Annotated in this window: 20 protein-coding genes; 5 read left to right on the top strand and 15 right to left on the bottom strand. The window is 59.8% G+C overall.

Going from position 1 to position 18,694, the window contains the following annotated elements; translation table 11 throughout:
- Positions 1-6 precede the first annotated feature (6 nt).
- From BLL42_RS08955 to BLL42_RS08915, 10 genes are all read right to left on the bottom strand, one after another.
- A complete protein-coding gene (locus tag BLL42_RS08955) occupies positions 7-414 on the bottom strand; it encodes a DUF1120 domain-containing protein (RefSeq protein WP_330220784.1) in 408 nt (135 codons plus the stop codon).
- Positions 405-626 carry a DUF1120 domain-containing protein gene (locus BLL42_RS30855; protein ID WP_330220783.1) on the bottom strand — a complete coding sequence of 74 codons (222 nt, stop codon included), beginning with the start codon at positions 624-626 and terminating at the stop codon, positions 405-407. The genes BLL42_RS08955 and BLL42_RS30855 overlap by 10 nt, the downstream gene beginning before the upstream one ends.
- Before the next feature lie 95 nt (positions 627-721).
- Positions 722-1,342 (bottom strand): DUF1120 domain-containing protein, encoded by a 621-nt coding sequence (locus BLL42_RS08950; protein ID WP_071551733.1) that lies wholly within the window; start codon positions 1,340-1,342, stop codon positions 722-724.
- Positions 1,343-1,437: 95 nt separating this feature from the next.
- Positions 1,438-2,055 carry a DUF1120 domain-containing protein gene (locus BLL42_RS08945; RefSeq protein WP_071551732.1) on the bottom strand — a complete coding sequence of 206 codons (618 nt, stop codon included), beginning with the start codon at positions 2,053-2,055 and terminating at the stop codon, positions 1,438-1,440.
- An 83-nt stretch (positions 2,056-2,138) separates the two neighbouring features.
- The gene (locus BLL42_RS08940) at positions 2,139-3,281 is read right to left on the bottom strand and encodes a DUF1120 domain-containing protein (protein ID WP_071551731.1); all 1,143 of its coding nucleotides are present in this window, start codon (positions 3,279-3,281) and stop codon (positions 2,139-2,141) included.
- Between the two features lie 10 nt (positions 3,282-3,291).
- Complete coding sequence (locus BLL42_RS08935) at positions 3,292-5,757, bottom strand: fimbria/pilus outer membrane usher protein (RefSeq protein WP_071551730.1); 2,466 nt, start codon at positions 5,755-5,757, stop codon at positions 3,292-3,294.
- 132 nt (positions 5,758-5,889) lie between these two features.
- Positions 5,890-6,600 carry a fimbria/pilus chaperone family protein gene (locus tag BLL42_RS08930; protein ID WP_071551729.1) on the bottom strand — a complete coding sequence of 237 codons (711 nt, stop codon included), beginning with the start codon at positions 6,598-6,600 and terminating at the stop codon, positions 5,890-5,892.
- Between the two features lie 47 nt (positions 6,601-6,647).
- The gene (locus BLL42_RS08925; protein WP_071551728.1) at positions 6,648-7,277 is read right to left on the bottom strand and encodes a DUF1120 domain-containing protein; all 630 of its coding nucleotides are present in this window, start codon (positions 7,275-7,277) and stop codon (positions 6,648-6,650) included.
- Positions 7,278-7,374: 97 nt separating this feature from the next.
- Positions 7,375-7,998, bottom strand: a complete 624-nt coding sequence (locus BLL42_RS08920) for a DUF1120 domain-containing protein (protein WP_071551727.1) — start codon at positions 7,996-7,998, stop codon at positions 7,375-7,377.
- Positions 7,999-8,036: 38 nt separating this feature from the next.
- On the bottom strand, positions 8,037-8,660 hold the full coding sequence (locus tag BLL42_RS08915; RefSeq protein WP_071551726.1) for a DUF1120 domain-containing protein: 624 nt from the start codon (positions 8,658-8,660) through the stop codon (positions 8,037-8,039).
- A 383-nt stretch (positions 8,661-9,043) separates the two neighbouring features.
- Here BLL42_RS08915 and BLL42_RS08910 point away from each other — a divergent pair, with 383 nt between their 5' ends.
- The 4 genes from BLL42_RS08910 (at position 9,044) to BLL42_RS08895 (ending at position 11,658) form a co-directional block, all read left to right on the top strand.
- A complete protein-coding gene (locus BLL42_RS08910) occupies positions 9,044-9,676 on the top strand; it encodes a response regulator (protein ID WP_071551725.1) in 633 nt (210 codons plus the stop codon).
- 127 nt (positions 9,677-9,803) lie between these two features.
- The gene (locus BLL42_RS08905; RefSeq protein ID WP_071551724.1) at positions 9,804-10,274 is read left to right on the top strand and encodes a nuclear transport factor 2 family protein; all 471 of its coding nucleotides are present in this window, start codon (positions 9,804-9,806) and stop codon (positions 10,272-10,274) included.
- Between the two features lie 39 nt (positions 10,275-10,313).
- Positions 10,314-10,634: a GIY-YIG nuclease family protein gene (locus BLL42_RS08900; RefSeq protein WP_071551723.1), complete on the top strand. Its 321-nt coding sequence runs from the start codon at positions 10,314-10,316 to the stop codon at positions 10,632-10,634.
- An 88-nt stretch (positions 10,635-10,722) separates the two neighbouring features.
- Complete coding sequence (locus tag BLL42_RS08895; protein ID WP_071551722.1) at positions 10,723-11,658, top strand: glutathione S-transferase family protein; 936 nt, start codon at positions 10,723-10,725, stop codon at positions 11,656-11,658.
- A 122-nt stretch (positions 11,659-11,780) separates the two neighbouring features.
- On the opposite strand, the gene BLL42_RS08890 is transcribed toward BLL42_RS08895, so the two are convergent.
- Complete coding sequence (locus tag BLL42_RS08890) at positions 11,781-12,131, bottom strand: glutaredoxin family protein (RefSeq protein ID WP_071551721.1); 351 nt, start codon at positions 12,129-12,131, stop codon at positions 11,781-11,783.
- Positions 12,131-13,135, bottom strand: coding sequence for a nucleoid-associated protein YejK (gene yejK / locus BLL42_RS08885; protein ID WP_071551720.1), 1,005 nt, complete (start codon positions 13,133-13,135; stop codon positions 12,131-12,133). Before yejK ends, BLL42_RS08890 begins: the two co-directional genes overlap by 1 nt.
- A 395-nt stretch (positions 13,136-13,530) precedes the next feature.
- Here yejK and BLL42_RS08880 point away from each other — a divergent pair, with 395 nt between their 5' ends.
- A complete protein-coding gene (locus BLL42_RS08880; RefSeq protein ID WP_007905514.1) occupies positions 13,531-13,812 on the top strand; it encodes an HU family DNA-binding protein in 282 nt (93 codons plus the stop codon).
- A gap of 101 nt (positions 13,813-13,913) precedes the next feature.
- Here the strand turns inward: BLL42_RS08880 and rlmF are convergent, their stop codons facing one another.
- The 3 genes from rlmF to BLL42_RS08865 form a co-directional block, all read right to left on the bottom strand.
- On the bottom strand, positions 13,914-14,936 hold the full coding sequence (rlmF, locus tag BLL42_RS08875) for a 23S rRNA (adenine(1618)-N(6))-methyltransferase RlmF (protein WP_071551719.1): 1,023 nt from the start codon (positions 14,934-14,936) through the stop codon (positions 13,914-13,916).
- Positions 14,937-15,202: 266 nt separating this feature from the next.
- Entirely contained in the window at positions 15,203-18,049 is a 2,847-nt protein-coding gene (locus BLL42_RS08870) for a valine--tRNA ligase (RefSeq protein WP_071551718.1), read from the bottom strand.
- Positions 18,050-18,269: 220 nt separating this feature from the next.
- Complete coding sequence (locus BLL42_RS08865; RefSeq protein ID WP_071551717.1) at positions 18,270-18,689, bottom strand: DNA polymerase III subunit chi; 420 nt, start codon at positions 18,687-18,689, stop codon at positions 18,270-18,272.
- Between the last annotated feature and the right edge of the window lie 5 nt (positions 18,690-18,694).

The following is an 18,694-nucleotide window of genomic DNA, read 5'->3' as shown; positions in this document are numbered from 1 at the left end:
GAGGCGTTAGAGGTACTTCATTTCAAGCGTGGCCGAACCATCGATTTTCACTTCGTTGGTCAGGTCGAGCAAAGAGGCTCTCTCGATGGAAGTGTTGAGGGCCAGCTCCAGAGTGAGGTCTTGAACGTTGATCGGATAACTGGCATCAGCCGGGGCGGCCACCGATGCGTAGTCGCCCGGCATCCAGAACAAATGGCCGTGCCAGCCAGTTTCGCCATCCTTGGATTTGATCGGCAGTACGGACACGCCGTCGGCCACGGCACTCATCATGACCAGCAAATATTTGCCGATGTTCTGGGTGCCGTTGATTTTGCCTAGGCCGAACATTGAATTGAGCGCGCTGGAGCCCGCGCGGTTATCGATGCCCAGCAATGCGAACCGGGTGGCGGCATCGCATTTTACGGTCAGGTCCAACGTGCGATCTTCGAGGGGGTGGATGTGTCCTGATTCAGGTCTCTTGCCGAGATCTTGCCGTAATCGACCACTCCGTTACCGGACAAACTCGGTGTGCAAGCACTCGGCGTGATGGTGCCCGTGACGGTCAGGTCCGTGCTCGAAGCCGCCAGTGCATAAGGCGCAAGGCTGATCAATGCAGTGGTTGAGAGCGCCGCAAAACACTTTTTCATTATTGAATGCTCATTCATTTAAAAATCGAAGGTTCTTGCAGTCGGCACTGAACCGCTCGCGCGAGTGGAGTGGCGAGCAGTTCAGCGGCATGGCTTTACATGTACTTCACTTCAATCGTTGCGGAGCCGTCGAGGGTGGCTTCGTCGGTCAAGGTCAGGCTGTCGGCACGGGCTATAAACGTTGAAACCTCCAGATCCATAACAAGCTCTTTTACGGGGATCGGGGTGTTGTGATCAGCGGTAGCGCCAACCGACGAAAGCTTGTTTTTGTCTATAACGTTTTGCCTGTCCCACGTTACGCCTCCATCAGACGAACCAATGGCCTGTGCTACCTGTGCATCTGCCAAGGTTTGTTTGACCTGTAAATGAACAAAGCCGATTTTTTCGTCAGCGTTGGTCAATCCCAAACCAAAGTGCCCGTTTGTTGACTCTGTTCCCGATTTGTTATCAATGGGTTTCAACGCGAATAACGTCGCTGCATCACAGGACACGGTTAATTGCATCGGATGCTGGCCTACAACCGTGCTTTGGGTCGGATTCAGGTCTTTTGCCGAGACTTTGCCGTGGTCGACTATCCCGCCGCTGGACAAGCTCGGCGTACACGCACTCGGTGTGATGGTGCCGGTGACAGTCAGGTCGGTGCTTGAAGCCGCCAGGGCAAAAGGTGCGATGCTGATCAGGGCGGTGGCGGAAAGTGCTGCAACGTACTTTTTCATTGTTAATTGCTCATTTATTTGATGTCAGGAGGTTCTTGCGGGCGACACTAAACCGCTCGCGCGAGTGGAGTGGCGAGCAGTTCAACGTCATGGCGTTACAGGTACTTCATTTCAAAAGTCGCGGAGCCATTGAAATTGACTTCGTCGGTCAAGGTCAGGCCGTCGGCGCGGGCGATCCACGCATAAACATCAACGTTCATCAGGACGTTTTCTGCGGCAATCGGGACAAGCCCGCCAACTGTGCCCACTGATGTGAGCCTGTCAGGAAAAATCCAGGTAGCGGCTGCCCAAGTCGTCCCATTGTCGATCGAGTCAATGGCTCTTGCTTGCACGCCGTCAGCTTCAACGGTCAGGACCTTTGGCGTGAACGCGCCCAACCTCTCGTTGGCATCGGTCATCCCCAAGCCGAAACCTCTGTCGTTGAACGATGTGCCAGGCTGGTTATCGAGGGCGTTCAGCGCAAATGAAACCGGCGCGTCACAAACTACGGTTAACTCCATACGCGTCGTTGCTAGTGTCGTGTGTGTGGTCAGCTTGAGGTCCTTCGCTTGTATTTTTCCAAGGTCGATCACGCCTCCATTGGAAAAGCTCGGCATGCAAGCCGCCGGCGTGATGGTGCCGGTGACGGTCAGGTCAGTGCTTGAAGCCGCCAGGGCATAAGGCGCAATGCTGATCAGGGCGGTGGCGGAAATTGCTGCAAAGTACTTCTTCATTTTTTACTCACTTCTATGGTTGTTTTCCCGACTGGCCCAGGGCGCTTGAGTGCGCCCCGGGTTCGGCAGGGTTGGTTCAGGTGTTACAGATAAATAATCTCGATCGTCCCCGCGCCATCGAGGTCGATGGCCGTGCTCAGGTCGAGGCTGTTGGTGGGCGCGATAACGGCGTCGACGGTGACGCGAGTGCTGAGGTTCTGGATCATCACCGGGCCCGCGTTGCTGCCGGCGCTGTCGGTAAAGGCCAGGTAACTGTTTTGACCGATGGGAATCGGGCTGGCGCTGGCCGTGCTCCAGGCCACGCCACCGGTGGTGGAATCGGTTCGGTAGAGGCGCGCGAAGCTGTCGGCGCTGGCATTCGCCGGGTCGACGTTCAGCGAATACAGGCCGATCTTGTTGTTGCGGCTGTCGGTGCCGAGGCCGTAGTAAATCTCGCTGTTGACCGTCGCCGAGCCCGAGCGGTTGTCGTGCATGATCAAGGCGAAAGCCGTGGGTGCGTCGCAGCCCACCCTTAATGTCAAGGATCGGGGCGGTAGGCGCGTGCTCTTGTCAGGGTTCAGATCGTTTTTGGACAGCTTGCCGAAGTCGACCACGCCGCCGTTGGACAGCACCGGTTCGCAGGCCGCCGGGGCGAAACGGGCGCGCAGTGTCGCCTCGCGGGTACGCCCGGCAGCGACGGCGTCGAACACGCCGCTGGCCTCCCAGCTCACCGCGTCACGCACCTGCATGCCGTGCTCCTGGACCCACGCCGTCACCTCAAGCTGCGCCGAGAAACTGCGGCCTTGCAGCGGCACGCCGGCCTTTATGGGAACCACCCCGTGGTCCGGTCGCCAGATCAGGTTCGAGCCCGTTTCCGCGGGCGGCTGACCGACACCAGCAATCAATCCAATCTCTACCGCCTGACCATCGAGCACCGCATCGCGAATCCGCATCTGATAGCTGCCGAGTTCGGCAAAGTGGAAGCGCTTGGCCGTCGCGGCCATGGCTCGATAAAACACACTCAGGTCGACGGGTGTTGAGCAACTCAGGTTCAGACTCAGCTGACGCTCGCCGAGGTTTCGTTCCGGTGCTGAATCGGAGCGTATCGCCCGGTTCATCAGTCCGTAATCGAGTACGGGCTGGCTCAGGTTGAACTGACAGTCGTCGGCAGACGCCCAGGCGAACGGCGTGAATCCGCTCAGTGCCAAAGGCGCGAGGGTCACCAGCAAGCAGCGGTACAGGTTCATGAAATCATCCTCAAAGGGCTCGGCACTTGGCGGGGGCGGTTTCGTAGTACGCGTTGGGGTCGGCGTCCGCCGGCAGCTCGAAACGCAATTCGCAACGTTCCAGTCCTGGCGCTTTGATAAACAGCGCACGGGTGTCGAGGACGTTGGGCAAAAACACCAGTCCGCCTTCCTGAACCAGGGTGACGAACTCGCCATCCTCGGTATTCACGGCGGCGCCGCGGGGCAGCGGCGCGCCGTTGGCGGTGGTGACTTTGAGCAAGGCACGGCGGGTCATGGAGACACCGAACTCGACCTTGTCGACGGCACCGCGTCCGGCGGAAATCACGGCCAGGCCGTTGCTGATATCGGCGTTACGCGGCAGGGTTTTGGTGTCGACTTCCACCGGGCTGCGACCGTAAGCCGCCACCTGCGGGATGACCGCCTGACCTTGCCAGTCGGTCCAGACCGGGCCGCTCGGGGTCGTGACCTTGATGGCGCCCATGTCGCCCACCGAGAGCAGGGCAAAGGTGTCGGCCACGGGATAAGGCGACAGTGTCAAGCCACCGCCATGCAGCACGGCGCCGCCACGGGCACTGGCCTGATAGCTGGAGCGATCGGCATCGGCGCGGGTGTAGTTCAGGTCCAGTTGGGTGTAGCGCGGCAGCAGTGAAACGCCGGCCGTGGATTGCACCTGCCTGTCGCGGGTGTCGTGTTCAACGCCGACCCGGTAAGCCAGTTGATCGTTGATCTGCTCACTCAAGCCCACGCCGCTGCGGTATTCGCCATCGGAACTGCGCACCCACGTACGCGCCCGACGGTTCTCACCCAAAGGAATGCTGAGATTTACATAGACGCTGTCATCGTTGCGGTTCGCTCCGCTGACTTGCCATTCGGCGGTCGCCGAGACCGACACACCACCGATGTTGGTGCCCCAGGAGGCGAGGGCGCGGCTGCTGTTTTGGCCATCGAATGAGTTTGACTGACTGATGCCGCCGCTGAAGGCACCGAGCCACGGATGGGACCACGACAGCGCGGCGCTTTGTTGGTCGCGATAACGGGACTTGTTGTCGTCGGTGGTGTTGTCGAACACCGCGTCTTCCAGTTCGCGGTAACCCAGGGTCCGGTAGGAACTGCCGGCATTGAGCGCCCATTGATCGCTTAAACGGTGCGAGATGCTCAGGTCAGCCTGATACCCTTGACTGGATTGCCTGCCACTGGCGTCGGCGCCCGTCAGTGTGGTTTGCACCTGGGTAACGGGCGACGGCAACAGACCCACGCCCGCACCTATCGCACGATAGTCGGCGGCACCGGTCACGCCGGCACTCAACAACACCTGCGGGTGGATCGCACCGCTCCAGCCGCCGCTGATCACCCACGGATCGCTGCCCTGTTCATCGCCAATACTGCGCACCCGACCGGCCGCCAGCGAATAGCCGGGCGCCGGCAAACCGATGCCGAGCATCGCCGCCGGCACGGTAAAGCGGCGTTCGCTGCCATCGGCTTCCTTGACGGTGACTTCCACGTCGGAGCGGGTGTTGAGGCGCCGCACATTGGTCAGCGCAAACGGACCGGCGGGCACCACCGTGGAGTGGATCAACGAACCGTTCTGCCGGACTTCGACCTGTGCCTGACTGTTGGCGATGCCTTCGATGACCGCGCTTTGTCCTTCGACTTGCAGTGCCTGCTCATTCAGCACTTGCACGCCGGTGATCTGCGCGCCGGCCAGCACCGGGTTGTAGAGGTTGATCTGACCCGCCTGCAGCACCGCTTCGTGACTGGCGAAGGTACGTTGGGCATAGGCCGCGATATGCGTTGTGCGGGAGACGTCGTCCTGCCAGGTTTGCACCTGACGACTGCGCACGATCCAGTCGCCGGCATTGAACCCAACCTCGGTGTTGGCCGAGGCGTATTGACTGGACTGATCGCCATAACGGCTGTGCGAGCCGGTGACATCGTAATTGAGCATGCCGGCGAAGCCACCGGTTTGATAGCCGGTAAAATCACGGGCAGTCGGGCGTATCGCGTCAGTGGGTACGATCAGCGACAGGGCCAGGTTGGCCGGGTCCGATTCGATGACGGTCTGCGGCGAGCTGGCAAGAAAGTCGTTACACGGGCCATCGTCCAGCAGGCGATCGGGCACATTCAGGTTGGCCGCATCGAGCAGGGGACGATCGAAGCACAACGCTCCTTCGCGATTGAACGTGACGTCCACGCGACCCTGGCGCTGACCGTTGACGGACAGCGTCACCGGGTGCCGTCCAGCGGTGAAGCGCGGCGCTTGCATCAGCGAAGTCGCCAGCGCCGGATCGATGCCTCGCTGCAACAGCGTGTGGGTGTCGAACGCCGCCAGCAACAAAGGATCGCCCTGGGCGTCGAGCACTATCAGTGCATTGGTCAGCAGCAAAGCCATTGTGGCGCGCCGCCGTAGCAAATGAGGGCGAGCGGGCCGAATGACGGGCACGGCTTCGCCATCACGGTAAATCGATACTGTGTTCATTAGGTTCACTTGGTTATGCCGGCGTGCTGGCCGATTCGCTAGGGCTCAGTCACGCCTGGGGCAACGGCCGAAGGGGCGTCACCTGGAAACATCGGCGCTCTCCGTTCCTTCATGGCGCTGTCGTGGGTGGTTTCAGGATTCGATCGGCGCCTCGAAATGCGGTACCGCAAAGCCATAGACCGTGGCCGGTTGCATTCGCACGGTGGTTGCAGTGGAACCGGTGGCGGTCACCGTCAGCGTCTCCCCCGGCAGCACGTAAGTGCGCGGCAACAGCGCCGAGCCGGTACCGGGCAGCAGTTGCAGTTCCTGGGCCAGGCGCACGACATAAGGCGTCGGGTTGTGCACATTCAGCTGATCGTTTTTCAGGCTCCAGGTCAGCCCCGTCCAGGGCGTGCGGTTGGGCGCCAGGCCTTTGGGATGCACAATCACCGGCAGGTTCTGGCGCACGGTCACACCGACCCGCGCATGCCCGGCCTCGGCGGCCACGCGGTCCTGGGGCATGCCTTCGAAAATCACCCGTTTCAGGCGCTGTGTGGTCAAGGGCGTGGACGACTGCAGGATGAACCGCACCAGTTGGCTCTTACCCGACTCAACACGGGCCAGCGGCGGCGTGACGAACAGCAGCGGCTCCTTGTCCTCGGGAATGTCTTCGAGGGTGACGTGCAGCAAGGCCAGACTCGCGTCGGTGTTGGTCACGGACACCGAGGCTTCGCCGTCGGCTTCGTTGACAATCACCACCGAGGTGTCTGGCACCATGCCGTCGGCCAGAACGCGGCCGCAAAGCAGAAAGGCCAGCGTGCCCAGGCAGAGACTCAGGCATCGAGCGCGATTGGAAGGGTTCATGGTCAGAGCCTGTATGAAAGAAGGAACACAAGGGAAAGTCGGCATGGCTACAGGTATCTCAGGTCGAGCACGATGGCGCCGTCCAGAGGCACCTCCTGATTCAGGGTCAGGAAGGTCGCGGCGTTGATCGAGGTGTTGATTTGCAGCGTGGCAATCAACAGGCGATGGGGTTCCGGCACCAGAGTGCCGGGCTTTGCAAAGCCCATGTAGTTGTTCGGATAGGCATTGGATTCAGGGAACCAGGTCAGGCCCTCGTTGCTTGAGGCCAGAACCAGCGCGGGCTGACCGTCGGCCACCGCATTGCGGTAGGCCAGGCTCACCGTACCCAGGCGCTCAGCGGGGGCATGGACGTTCCAGCCCAGACCGTAATAAAACCCCGGCCCGAGCGACGAATCCGCCCGACTGTCCACGCCCACGAGAACAAACAGCAGCGGTTCGTTGCAACTCACGCTCAGTTCCAGTTGCCGGCCGGGCAAGGGGCTCAGCTCGTATTGATTGAGGCTGCGAGCCGGCACCTTGCCGTGGTCGACCATGCCGTTGTCTGACAAAAGAACATCGCAGGCGTGGGGGGTAATCCGGCCCAGGACATTCAGCTCCACGTGGGAAGCCGCCAACGCCACTGGTCTGACGCTGAGCAGGCAGAGGAGTGCGAGCAAGTGTGGGGTCGCATTTTTCATTTCGGTCTGAAGTCCTTGTCAGCACGGTTTAATTGGGGGGCAGCAAGGGGGCACGGTTGTTGCCGGACACCCTGCCGCTCCCCGGTTTATTGGTGAATTAGAGGTAGCGCATGGTCAGGGTCACGGACCCGTCGATGGACACTTCGTTGTTCAGAGTCAACTGGTTGGTTGGTGCGATACGCGGACTGATACGTAGATCGGAGGTAAACGACTGAACCGGTATCGGTGCCACAGTGCTGGTATCGGCTACCGAGATGATGTTGCTGCGCATCAGTTGACGCTCGGTGTACCAGGTCGAACCGCCGTCTTCGGAACCGATGGTTCTGACCGGTACGCCGTCGGCCACCGGTGATGACAGTCTCAATTCCATGGCGCCGAGTTTCTCGGTGCCGTTGATCAGCCCCAGGCCAAACTCCAGCATGTCGTTTTCGAAGTCCGAGCCTTCACGATTGTCCTTGGCTTCAAGGGCCATCAGGGTTGCTGCGTCGCAATTGACGTTCAGTTGCACCTCTTGTGTTGGGAGGGAGGTCGGCTGGTCGGGCTTCAGATCCCTGACAGATATCTTGCCGTAGTCCACCGTCCCGCCATTGGACAGGGTAGGGCTACAGGCGCTCGGGGTGATCAGCCCGGTGACGGTCAGGTCGACGCTGGAAGCGGCGAAAGCGCTGGCACTGCTGGCCAGCAACATCGCGCCGAGCAGGGTGTTGAGTGTCTTGTTCATGGTGTAGCTCCTGAGTAGGGAATTGGAAAAGGATTGGCTTACAAGTACTTGAGCTGCAGCGTGACGTGACCGTCGATGGGCAGTTCGTCGAGCAGGGTCAGATCGCTGGCCGGAGCAATGATGGTGAAGGCGCGCAGACGAGCGCTCAGGTCTTGAATGGCGATAGGGCTGCGCGGATTGCCGGGGGCGGCAAACGACGTCAATCCGGCGTGACCCAGGTAGGAAGAAGCTCCCCAAGTGGTGCCGCCGTCGTGGGACATGATGGTTTGCACCGGCTGGCTGTCGGCCTGCGGCTCGAACACCCCGAACGCCACACTGCCCAGTTTCTGGTCGCCGTTGACCATCCCCAGACCGTGGAAAGCCGGATTGATGGCCGAGGTGCCGGCGCGGTTATCCACCGTGGTCAGGGTGAAATAGGTGGCGCCTTCGCAGTGAACCTCCAGTTGCATGTCGCCGGCCGGCAGCCGGGTGGGCAGCAGCGGATCGAGATCCTTGGCCGTCAACTTGCCGTGATCGACAATGCCGCCGTTCGACAGCGTCGGGGCGCAGGCGCTGGGGGTAATGGTTCCGGTGACGCTCAAGTCGGTGCTGCTGGCGGCAAAGGCCACGGGGGCGCAGGCAATCAACAGGGGGGCCAATAGAGCAACGGAGTATCTGTCCATGATGGGTCGTCCTTTGAGTCAGTGGGCAACACCGTGTGTTGGCGTTGATAACGCAGGGTTACAGGTAGTCCTGAGCGGGCAGGGCGCAATCTATCCATCGAGGTCGCCCAGTGAAATGCAACTAATACGAAAACGGTCGGCTGGGTATATGAAAGAGTGTTGTGGGCTACAAATCGACTGCTTTCGTAGCGATGTCTGTAGTCCTTCTGTGTGGTCTGTGTAGCTTCAAAACGTCGGGCGATTCTTTTTGTTTTATAGGAGAAAGAACAGCACCCCGAATGCACTGGTCGGAGCGGTTTTGTGTTCGAGATTGGTCATTGTGATGAGATCGGGACGGCGCTATTTTTCGCGTATTTCAGTCACCAAACAGGATAAATCCGACAATGCGCGTAATCATCGCTGACGACCATCCTGTCGTTCGTATCGGCTTGCGGATGCTCATCGATCTGAACCGAACCTGTGTGGTCGTGGGGGAAGCCGACGGCCCGGACAGCCTGTTGAGCCTGCTTTCCACCACGCCTTGCGATCTGTTGATCACGGACTTTTCCATGCCAGGCAATCTGCAGTCCGATGGATTGCAGATGCTGAACAGGGTGCGACGTGGCTACCCGGCGATGCCGATTATTCTGGTCACGATGTTCGCCAACGTCACGACACTGAGGGCGGTGTTCGCTCAAGGCGTGATGGCGATCATCGCCAAAGGCGCGTCGGCGACGGAGTTGCCCATGGCGATCAAGTCGGTGGGCGAAGGGCGGCGTTTCATCAGCGAGTCCTTGCGTGCGGCGCTGGTACAGGCAGACGCCGAGGTTCAGACGACGTCCCCTTCGCTGTCGGCCAAGGAGCTTGAAGTGGTGAGAATGCTCGCCAGCGGCATGACCGTCAGTGAAATCGCCGGCTACTTCAAACGTAGCGTATCGACAATCAGTAAACAGAAAGGCATGGCCATGCAAAGGCTGGGCATTTCCACGGACGTGGAGCTCTTTGCCTATGCCCGTGAGAGCGGCATGGTGCATTAGGCTTCGGCACACCTGAAGGTATTCCCGCCACGAATGCCGGTAGTGTTCCGTGCGTTTGTTGACTATCGTGCAGTCAATCTGACGAAATCATTCTTTTGAAAAAAGTGTGCAAACCCAGGGAGCTTGTATGAGCGATACCCACACCGCATTGATCACCCGGTTCTACGAGGCCTTCCAGCGGCTGGATGCCGAAGCCATGAGCGCCTGCTACACCGAGGACGTGGTGTTCAGTGATCCGGCGTTCGGCGAACTGCGTGGGCGCGATGCCGGCGACATGTGGCGGATGCTCACCACGAAGGCCAAAAACTTTTCCCTCACGTTCGACAACGTCCGTGCCGACGAGCGCACGGGCGGCGCCCATTGGGTGGCGACCTACCTGTTCAGCCAGACGGGTAATACGGTGGTCAACGATATCCAGGCGCGTTTTGTTTTCCGTGATGGCAAGATCTGCGAGCACCACGATCATTTCGATCTGTGGCGCTGGTCGCGTCAGGCGTTGGGTTTCAAAGGTCTGTTGCTGGGTTGGACACCGTTGGTCAGCAATGCCGTTCGCGCACAGGCCTTGAAGGGGCTGAAGGCATTCCAGGCCAGTCGCTGATAAGATCGCGGCTTGTTCCTTTCAAGCCTTGATCGTCACGTGAACACCCTGAGTGAATCCTCTGTCAGCAGCGCCGAACCAACCAGTCCGGTCACTAAGCCGTGGTTCGTCTATCTGGTTCGCGCGGCCAACGGTTCGTTGTACTGCGGGATCAGCGATGACCCCGTCCGCCGTTTTGCCACCCATCAAAGCGGCAAAGGTGCGCGTTTCTTCCTCTCCAGCCCGGCTGTTGCATTGGTGTATACCGAAGCCTGCCGCGACAAAAGCGAAGCGTTGCGTCAGGAGCGCCTGATCAAAAAACTCAAGAAAAGCGCCAAGGAATGCCTGGTGGCGAGCGCCGTTGCGGGCTTATCAATCTGACTGATAAGTGCCCATCAGGTGGATGGGTAGGCCGCTATCCGATTGCGCGCTAAGCTGCTGACTCCTAACACCAGCAGCGGGTTACAGCATGTCAGAGTTGATTCTTCACCATTACTCGACTTCCCCTTTCGCGGAAAAAGTCCGGCTGTTGCTCGGTTTCAAAGGCTTGTCCTGGCGTTCCGTGACAATCCCGCGAGTGATGCCAAAACCTGACCTGACCGCGCTGACCGGTGGCTACCGCAAGACCCCGGTGTTGCAGATCGGCGCCGATATCTACTGCGACACGGCGTTGATTGCTCGGCGTCTGGAACAGGAAAAGGCTTCGCCAGCATTGTTCCCCGAAGGCCAGGAGATGATCGCTGCAAGCTTGGCCGCCTGGGCTGATTCGGTGGTGTTTCAGCACGCGGTCAGCCTGGTGTTCCAGCCCGAATCGGTGGCGGCGCGCTTTGCCAGGTTGTCTCCAGAGGCGATCAACGCGTTTGTTGCTGACCGCGCCGGGCTGTTCGGCGGTGGGAGCACCACGCGATTGTCGGCCGAGCAAGCCAGGCATCAATGGCCGACGATCATGGCGCGACTTGAGCAGCAATTAGAGCGCGAGGACGGTGACTATTTATTCGGCGAGCCTTCGATTGCCGACTTCGCCATGGCCCACCCGTTGTGGTTTCTCAAGGGCACACCGGTGACTGCGCCGTTGGTCGATGTTTATCCGGCGGTGTCGGCCTGGCTGGCTCGGGTCATGGGCTTCGGGCATGGCGCGTTTAGCGAGATGACCGCTGAAGAGGCGCTGGAGGTTGCGCGTCATTCAACACCTGCGGCCTTGCCGGACGAACAATTCGATGAGCCCAACGGCTTCAAGGTTGGTCAGCAAGTGGTCATTGCGGCAATTGACTATGGCGTTGATCCGGTCGCGGGCGAGTTGCTGTTTGCAGGAAGCGAAGAGCTGATCCTGCGCCGCAAAGATGAACGTGGCGGGCGGGTGCATGTGCACTTCCCGCGGTTTGGCTTTCGGATTGAAGCTCGCTGAGCGTCAGACAGATTTTTGGTGAGAGGAAAATTGCCAAGATTGCAGCCTGCGGCAGTTCCTACGGGTATACACCGTCCCAATGTAGGAGCTGCCGCAGGCTGCGATCTTTTGATCTTCGGGGGTTACTTAAGCGCTGTAAGGATCGCTTCAGGCTCATAACCACGAATCAATGTGCCGTTCACGTCCAGCATCGGAATTCCGCGTCCGCCGAGCGCTTCATAAGTCTTGCGCGCTTCGGCATCTTTTTCGATGTTGAACTCGCGGTAAGGAATGCCTTTCTGGTCGAGAAAGCGCCGGGTCAGTTTGCAGTAGCCACACCAGTCGGTGGCGTAGAGCACGACCTTGGCGTTGGCCTGGGTCTGCTCGGACACCCCTTGCGATGGATTGAATACCCGCTCGATCTTGCCCCAGTTCTGGTAGACCACGACCACCAGCAGGATCAGCAGGAATTTCTTCAGTACGCCGTTAAGCATCAGTTGCGGCGCTTCAGTTGATCGGTCAACTGGGTCGGCAGGCCCTTGATGATCAGCGTGCCGGCTTCTTCGTCGTATTCGATCTTCGAGCCCAGCAAGTGCGCTTCGAAGCTGATGGACAGGCCTTCGGCGCGGCCGGTGAAGCGGCGGAACTGGTTCAGGGTGCGTTTGTCCGCCGGGATCTCTGGCGACAGGCCGTAGTCCTTGTTGCGGATGTGATCGTAGAAGGCTTTCGGGCGTTCTTCGTCGATCAGCTCCGACAACTCTTCGAGGCCCATCGGTTCGCCGAGCTTGGCCTGGCTGCTGGCGTAGTCGACCAGGGTCTTGGTCTTCTCGCGGGCGGACTCTTCCGGCAGGTCTTCGCTTTCGACGAAATCACTGAACGCCTTGAGCAGGGTGCGGGTTTCGCCCGGGCCGTCGACGCCTTCCTGGCAGCCGATGAAGTCGCGGAAATATTCCGAAACCTTCTTGCCGTTCTTGCCCTTGATGAAGGAAATGTACTGCTTGGACTGCTTGTTGTTCTGCCACTCGGAAACGTTGATCCGCGCTGCCAGGTGCAACTGGCCCAGATCCAGGTGCCGCGATGGGGTCACGTCGAGCTGATCGGTCACCGCCACGCCCTCGCTGTGGTGCAGCAGGGCGATGGCCAGGTAGTCGGTCATGCCTTGCTGGTAGTGCGCGAACAGCACGTGGCCGCCGGTCGACAGGTTGGACTCTTCCATCAGCTTTTGCAGGTGTTCCACGGCAATGCGGCTGAACGCCGTGAAGTCCTTGCCGCCGTCGAGGTATTCCTTCAGCCAGCCGCTGAACGGATGCGCGCCGGACTCGGCATGGAATAAACCCCAGGCCTTGCCTTGCTTGGCGTTATAGCTCTCGTTGAGGTCGGCGAGCATGTTCTCGATGGCCGTGGACTCTGCCAGTTCCGAGTCGCGGGCGTGGAGAACTGCGGGTGTGCCGTCGGGTTTTTTGTCGATCAGGTGGACGATGCAATGACGGATCGGCATGGGCTTCTCGGCTGATTGAATGGGGGAGGGCGTGCTCCCCGAAAAAGTGCCCAGTGTACCGCACCTGCTGGTTTTGGCGGTGCTTGAAGGGTGTTCGAGGCGTGTCTGACCGGGCTTATGCGCTTTTTTCCGGATTTAGAGCAATAAAGCTGACCAAATGGGTAGGTAGAGGCGGATATTTCCCCGTCTCTGTGCTAGTTTTGCCCCGTCTTACGCGAAGTCACTGCGTTAAGCGTGCATTCAGCATTTGTCAGGTCGAACCAAACCCTGATTTCGGCATCTATAACCCCGACCCGTCGGTGTTGTAGCCGAGGGTGCCAGATCCAGAAGATCGGGCTCGATGGCTGACACTGCACTCTGCAAACCATATGAATTTGATAGGGAAGGAACACCACATGGCTCTTACTAAAGACCAACTGATCGCCGATATCGCTGAAGCTATCGACGCGCCAAAAACCACCGCGCGTAACGCTCTGGACCAACTGGGCCAAATCGTTGCTGATCAACTGGAAAACGGCGGCGAAATCACTCTGCCAGGTATCGGTAAGCTGAAAGTGACCGAGCGTCCTGCCCGTACCGGCCGCAACCCTTCGACTGGCGCTGCCATCGAAATCGCCGCCAAGAAAGTTATCAAGCTGGTCGTGGCTAAAGGCCTGACTGACGCTGTTAACAAGTAAGACGCATAAAAAAAACCGTGCTCCGGAGCAATCCGGGCACGGTTTTTTTGCGTCTGCGATTCAGCGATTGACCCAGGGCCAACCGCTGTTTCCGCCGCGACTCAGGCTTTACGAACCCAGCGTTCGCGCCAGACCTGCTGCTCGGATTTAGTCTGGAAGGTCCAGGCGACAAAACGGCTTTGCTTCTGCCCCTGAGACATTTCCACGACCTGGCTTTCCAGTACGCCGGCCTTTTTCAGTGCCGTCTGGATGGCAGGCAGGTTTGAGGCTTTCGAGACCAGGGTGCTGAACCAAAGCACTTTGTGTTGAAAGTGCGCGCTCTCGGCGATCAGTTGCGTCACAAACCGTGCTTCGCCGCCTTCACACCACAGTTCGGCCGATTGGCCGCCAAAATTCAGCACCGGCAGTTTGCGCTTCGGGTCGGCGCGGCCCAGTGCGCGCCATTTACGCTCGCTGCCCCGGGTAGCCTCGTCCATTGATGCGTGGAACGGCGGGTTGCACATGGTCAGGTCAAAGCGTTCGCCGGGTTCGAGCAGGCCCAGCAAAATGTGCTTGGGATTGCTTTGCTGGCGCAACTGAATGGCTTTGTTCAGTCCGTTGGACTGCACGATGGCTTTGGCGGCGGCCACGGCCGTCGGGTCGATTTCCGAGCCGAGGAAGTGCCAGCGATAGTCGCTGTAGCCGATCAACGGATAGACGCAGTTGGCGCCCATGCCGATATCGAGCACCTTGACCGGCGCGCCCCGAGGAATCTCGCCATCGTTGACGCTGGCCAGCAGGTCCGCCAGAAAGTGCACATAGTCGGCACGCCCCGGCACCGGTGGGCACAGGTAATCGGCCGGAATGTCCCAATGGGCAATGCCGTAGAACGACTTGAGCAGCGCCCGGTTGAACACCCGCACCGCGTCGGGGCTGGCGAAATCGATGCTCTCTTTGCCATAAGGATTGATGATCACGAACTTCGCCAGCTCAGGCGTGGTCTTGATCAGCGCCGGGAAGTCGTAACGGCCCTGGTGGCGGTTGCGTGGGTGCAGGCTGGCCTTCTCGCGCGGCTCGACGGCTTTGGCCGGGGTCGAAGGTTTTGGCTTTTGGCGCGGGGCTTTGGGTTTGCTAGGGGCGGTCATGGGAAGTCGATTCAGGATTTTGGCTCAAAGTGGTGGGCATTGTCCCACATCTCTCGTCGCCAGAGATCGCCAAGATCGCAGGCTTCGCCCGCTACAAAAACACGTCGTACACCGTAGGAGCTGCCGCAGGCTGCGATCTTTTGACTCTGCTTTTACAACAAGATCAAAAGATCGCAGCCTGCGGCAGCCCCTACGGGGGATTTGTGGTGTTTGGGAGCGTAAAAAAGGGAGACCACTCGGGCCTCCCTTCTTATAGCGATTTGCCGTTAGAGGCTGGCAATCCGCGCATGCTGCTCGGCCAATCTGCCCAGAGCCTGTTCGGCTTCGGCCAGTTTGGCGCGTTCTTTCTCGATAACTTCGGCCGGGGCCTTGTCAACGAAGCCAGCGTTGGACAGCTTGCCACCCACGCGCTGCACTTCGCCTTGCAGACGCTGGATTTCCTTGTCCAGACGCGCCAGTTCGGCGTCTTTGTCGATCAGGCCGGCCATCGGCACCAGCACTTCCATCTCGCCAACCAATGCGGTAGCAGACAGGGGGGCTTCTTCGCCTGCGGCCAATACGGTGATCGACTCGAGCTTGGCCAGCTTCTTCAGCAGGACTTCGTTCTCGGTGAGACGACGCTGATCTTCGGCGCTGACGTTCTTCAGGAACAGCGGCAGTGGCTTGCCGGGGCCGATGTTCATCTCGCCACGGATGTTCCGCGTGCCGAGCATCAGGCCCTTGAGCCATTCGATGTCGTCTTCGGCGGCCTGGTCGATGCGTGCTTCATTGGCCACTGGCCAAGCTTGCAGCATGATCGTCTTGCCTTCGATACCGGCCAGCGGCGCGATGCGCTGCCAGATTTCTTCGGTGATGAACGGCATGAACGGGTGAGCCAGACGCAAGGCGACTTCCAGCACGCGAACCAAGGTGCGGCGGGTGCCGCGCTGGCGTTCGATCGGACTGTTTTCGTCCCACAGCACAGGCTTGGAGAGTTCCAGGTACCAGTCGCAATACTGGTTCCAGATGAACTCGTACAAGGCTTGTGCGGCCAGGTCGAAACGGAACTGGTCGAGTTGGCGGGTCACTTCGGCTTCGGTGCGTTGCAGCTGCGAAATGATCCAGCGATCTGCCAGCGACAGCTCGTAGGCTTCGCCGTTCTGGCCGCAGTCTTCACCCTTGTCCAGCACGTAGCGCGCGGCGTTCCAGATCTTGTTGCAGAAGTTGCGATAGCCTTCGACGCGGCCCATGTCGAACTTGATGTCGCGGCCGGTCGAGGCCAGCGAGCAGAAGGTGAAGCGCAGGGCGTCGGTGCCGTAGCTGGCGATACCGTCGGCGAACTCGTCGCGGGTCTGCTTCTCGATCTTCTTCGCCAGTTTCGGCTGCATCATGCCCGAGGTGCGTTTCTCCACCAGCGCTTCCAGCTCGATACCGTCGATGATGTCCAGCGGGTCCAGGACGTTGCCCTTGGACTTGGACATCTTCTGGCCCAGGCCATCGCGTACCAGACCGTGCACATAGACGGTCTTGAACGGAACCTGCGGCGTGCCGTCTTCGTTTTTCACCAAATGCATGGTGAGCATGATCATCCGGGCAACCCAGAAGAAAATGATGTCGAAGCCGGTCACCAGCACGTCGGTGGAGTGGAACTTCTTCAGGAATTCAGTCTGCTGCGGCCAGCCGAGGGTGGAGAAAGTCCACAGGCCCGAGCTGAACCAGGTGTCGAGAACGTCGTTGTCCTGTTGCAGCGCAACGTCGGAACCCAAGTTGTGCTTGGCACGCACTTCGGCTTCGTCGCGACCGACGTAGACCTTGCCCGACTCGTCGTACCAGGCCGGAATCCGGTGGCCCCACCACAGCTGACGGCTGATGCACCAGTCCTGGATGTCGCGCATCCACGAGAAGTACATGTTTTCGTACTGCTTGGGCACGAACGCAATACGGCCGTCTTCAACGGCAGCAATCGCAGGCTCGGCCAGTGGTTTGGTGGAAACGTACCACTGGTCGGTCAGCCACGGCTCGATGATGGTGCCGGAGCGGTCGCCTTTCGGCACTTTCAGGGCGTGATCGTCGACGCTGACCAGCAGGCCAGCCGCTTCGAACGCGGCAACGATTTCCTTGCGGGCCTGGAAACGGTTGAGGCCGGCGTATTCGGCGGGCAGTGTGCCGTCAATTTCTTCGTTGACGCTGCCATCGAGGTTGAATACCTGGGCGGCTGCCAGCACCTCGGCGTTCTTGTCGAAGATGTTCAGCAGTGGCAGGTTGTGGCGCTTGCCGACTTCGTAGTCGTTGAAATCGTGCGCCGGGGTGATTTTCACGCAGCCGGTGCCGAACTCAGGGTCGCAGTAATCGTCAGCGATGATCGGGATGCGGCGGCCCACCAGTGGCAGCTCGACACATTTGCCGATCAGGGCTTTGTAGCGTTCATCGTTCGGGTTAACGGCCACGGCGGAGTCGCCGAGCATGGTTTCCGGACGAGTGGTCGCGACGATCAGGTAATCCAGACCTTCAGCGGTCTTGGCGCCGTCGGCCAGTGGGTACTTCAGGTTCCACAGGAAGCCTTTCTCGTCGTGGTTTTCCACTTCGAGATCGGAAATCGCCGTGTGCAGTTTGGTGTCCCAGTTGACCAGACGCTTGCCGCGGTAGATCAGACCGTCTTCGTGCAGGCGGACGAAGGCTTCCTTGACCGCTTCCGAGAGACCGTCGTCCATGGTGAAGCGCTCGCGGCTCCAGTCGACGGACGAGCCGAGGCGGCGGATTTGACGGCTGATGTTGCCGCCGGACTCATCTTTCCACTCCCAGACTTTCTCGAGGAATTTTTCGCGGCCCAGATCGTGGCGATTCTGGCCCTTGGCTTCGAGTTGACGCTCCACCAGCATTTGCGTGGCGATACCGGCGTGGTCGGTGCCCGGCTGCCACAGGGTGTTGCGACCCTGCATGCGACGGAAACGGATCAGCGCGTCCATGATCGCGTTGTTGAAGCCATGGCCCATGTGCAGGCTGCCAGTGACGTTCGGCGGCGGGATCATGATGGTGTAGGAATCGCCCGCGCCTTGCGGGGCGAAATAATTCTCGGACTCCCAGGTGTTGTACCAGGAAGTTTCAATGGCGTGCGGCTGGTAGGTCTTATCCATGCGCGGCGGGACCCTATTGGCATTTATTCAGGAAAAGCCGGCAAGTATAGCGGGGCATGGGGCGAAGGGCGAGCAGGGGCGGACCGGGCGCAGATCAAATGTGGAGGCGATCCCTTGTAGGAGCTGCCGCAGGCTGCGATCTTTTGACTTTGATTTTCAGCGTGCTTGAAGACGCCAAAAGATCGCAGCCTGCGGCAGCTCCTACATTGGGAGATGGAGGTTACTCGTAATGGCTGAGAAGCCGTTCCATCCGCGCATCCAGGCGGCGTTTGATTTCGGTTTCGATGTGTGGGGCGAAGTCGTCGATCACGTCTTGCATGATCAATTGCGCAGCGGCGCGCAGTTCGTCGTTCAGGTGCAGCATGACATCGGCGCCTTGCTGGACGGATGATGCCGGAGCCGGAGCCGCGACAGGTGCGGGCGCGGGTGTCGGTGTGGGAGCCGGTGGTTCGATGATTTCAGCCCGCGGTTTGCCGCCGACCTGATCGAACAACATCGGAATCTGGCCTTCATCACTGCCTTGCTCGACCGTGTCGGTCAGCAGCGGTGGTTGCAGGTTGTCATCGCCGAGCAACTGGCGGATCGACTCGAGGTCGTCCAGCAGGTGTACGGACTTTTGCAGCGGGTTTGACGTGTCCATCGTGT

The sequence above is a fragment of the Pseudomonas frederiksbergensis genome (assembly GCF_001874645.1).
Classification (GTDB): Bacteria; Pseudomonadota; Gammaproteobacteria; order Pseudomonadales; family Pseudomonadaceae; genus Aquipseudomonas; species Aquipseudomonas frederiksbergensis_B.
This window is presented reverse-complemented; position numbering and strand designations above follow the sequence as displayed.

What these genes read in the sequence shown, in the direction of transcription:
- BLL42_RS30855 (WP_330220783.1), bottom strand. Translation starts at nt 626, where the DNA reads ATGAAAAAGTGTTTTGCGGCGCTCTCAACCACTGCATTGATCAGCCTT.
- BLL42_RS08950 (WP_071551733.1), bottom strand. Translation starts at nt 1,342, where the DNA reads ATGAAAAAGTACGTTGCAGCACTTTCCGCCACCGCCCTGATCAGCATC.
- BLL42_RS08945 (WP_071551732.1), bottom strand. Translation starts at nt 2,055, where the DNA reads ATGAAGAAGTACTTTGCAGCAATTTCCGCCACCGCCCTGATCAGCATT.
- BLL42_RS08940 (WP_071551731.1), bottom strand. Translation starts at nt 3,281, where the DNA reads ATGAACCTGTACCGCTGCTTGCTGGTGACCCTCGCGCCTTTGGCACTG.
- BLL42_RS08935 (WP_071551730.1), bottom strand. Translation starts at nt 5,757, where the DNA reads ATGAACACAGTATCGATTTACCGTGATGGCGAAGCCGTGCCCGTCATT.
- BLL42_RS08930 (WP_071551729.1), bottom strand. Translation starts at nt 6,600, where the DNA reads ATGAACCCTTCCAATCGCGCTCGATGCCTGAGTCTCTGCCTGGGCACG.
- BLL42_RS08925 (WP_071551728.1), bottom strand. Translation starts at nt 7,277, where the DNA reads ATGAAAAATGCGACCCCACACTTGCTCGCACTCCTCTGCCTGCTCAGC.
- BLL42_RS08920 (WP_071551727.1), bottom strand. Translation starts at nt 7,998, where the DNA reads ATGAACAAGACACTCAACACCCTGCTCGGCGCGATGTTGCTGGCCAGC.
- BLL42_RS08915 (WP_071551726.1), bottom strand. Translation starts at nt 8,660, where the DNA reads ATGGACAGATACTCCGTTGCTCTATTGGCCCCCCTGTTGATTGCCTGC.
- BLL42_RS08910 (WP_071551725.1), top strand. Translation starts at nt 9,044, where the DNA reads ATGCGCGTAATCATCGCTGACGACCATCCTGTCGTTCGTATCGGCTTG.
- BLL42_RS08905 (WP_071551724.1), top strand. Translation starts at nt 9,804, where the DNA reads ATGAGCGATACCCACACCGCATTGATCACCCGGTTCTACGAGGCCTTC.
- BLL42_RS08895 (WP_071551722.1), top strand. Translation starts at nt 10,723, where the DNA reads ATGTCAGAGTTGATTCTTCACCATTACTCGACTTCCCCTTTCGCGGAA.
- BLL42_RS08890 (WP_071551721.1), bottom strand. Translation starts at nt 12,131, where the DNA reads ATGCTTAACGGCGTACTGAAGAAATTCCTGCTGATCCTGCTGGTGGTC.
- yejK (WP_071551720.1), bottom strand. Translation starts at nt 13,135, where the DNA reads ATGCCGATCCGTCATTGCATCGTCCACCTGATCGACAAAAAACCCGAC.
- BLL42_RS08880 (WP_007905514.1), top strand. Translation starts at nt 13,531, where the DNA reads ATGGCTCTTACTAAAGACCAACTGATCGCCGATATCGCTGAAGCTATC.
- rlmF (WP_071551719.1), bottom strand. Translation starts at nt 14,936, where the DNA reads ATGACCGCCCCTAGCAAACCCAAAGCCCCGCGCCAAAAGCCAAAACCT.
- BLL42_RS08870 (WP_071551718.1), bottom strand. Translation starts at nt 18,049, where the DNA reads ATGGATAAGACCTACCAGCCGCACGCCATTGAAACTTCCTGGTACAAC.
- BLL42_RS08865 (WP_071551717.1), bottom strand. Translation starts at nt 18,689, where the DNA reads ATGGACACGTCAAACCCGCTGCAAAAGTCCGTACACCTGCTGGACGAC.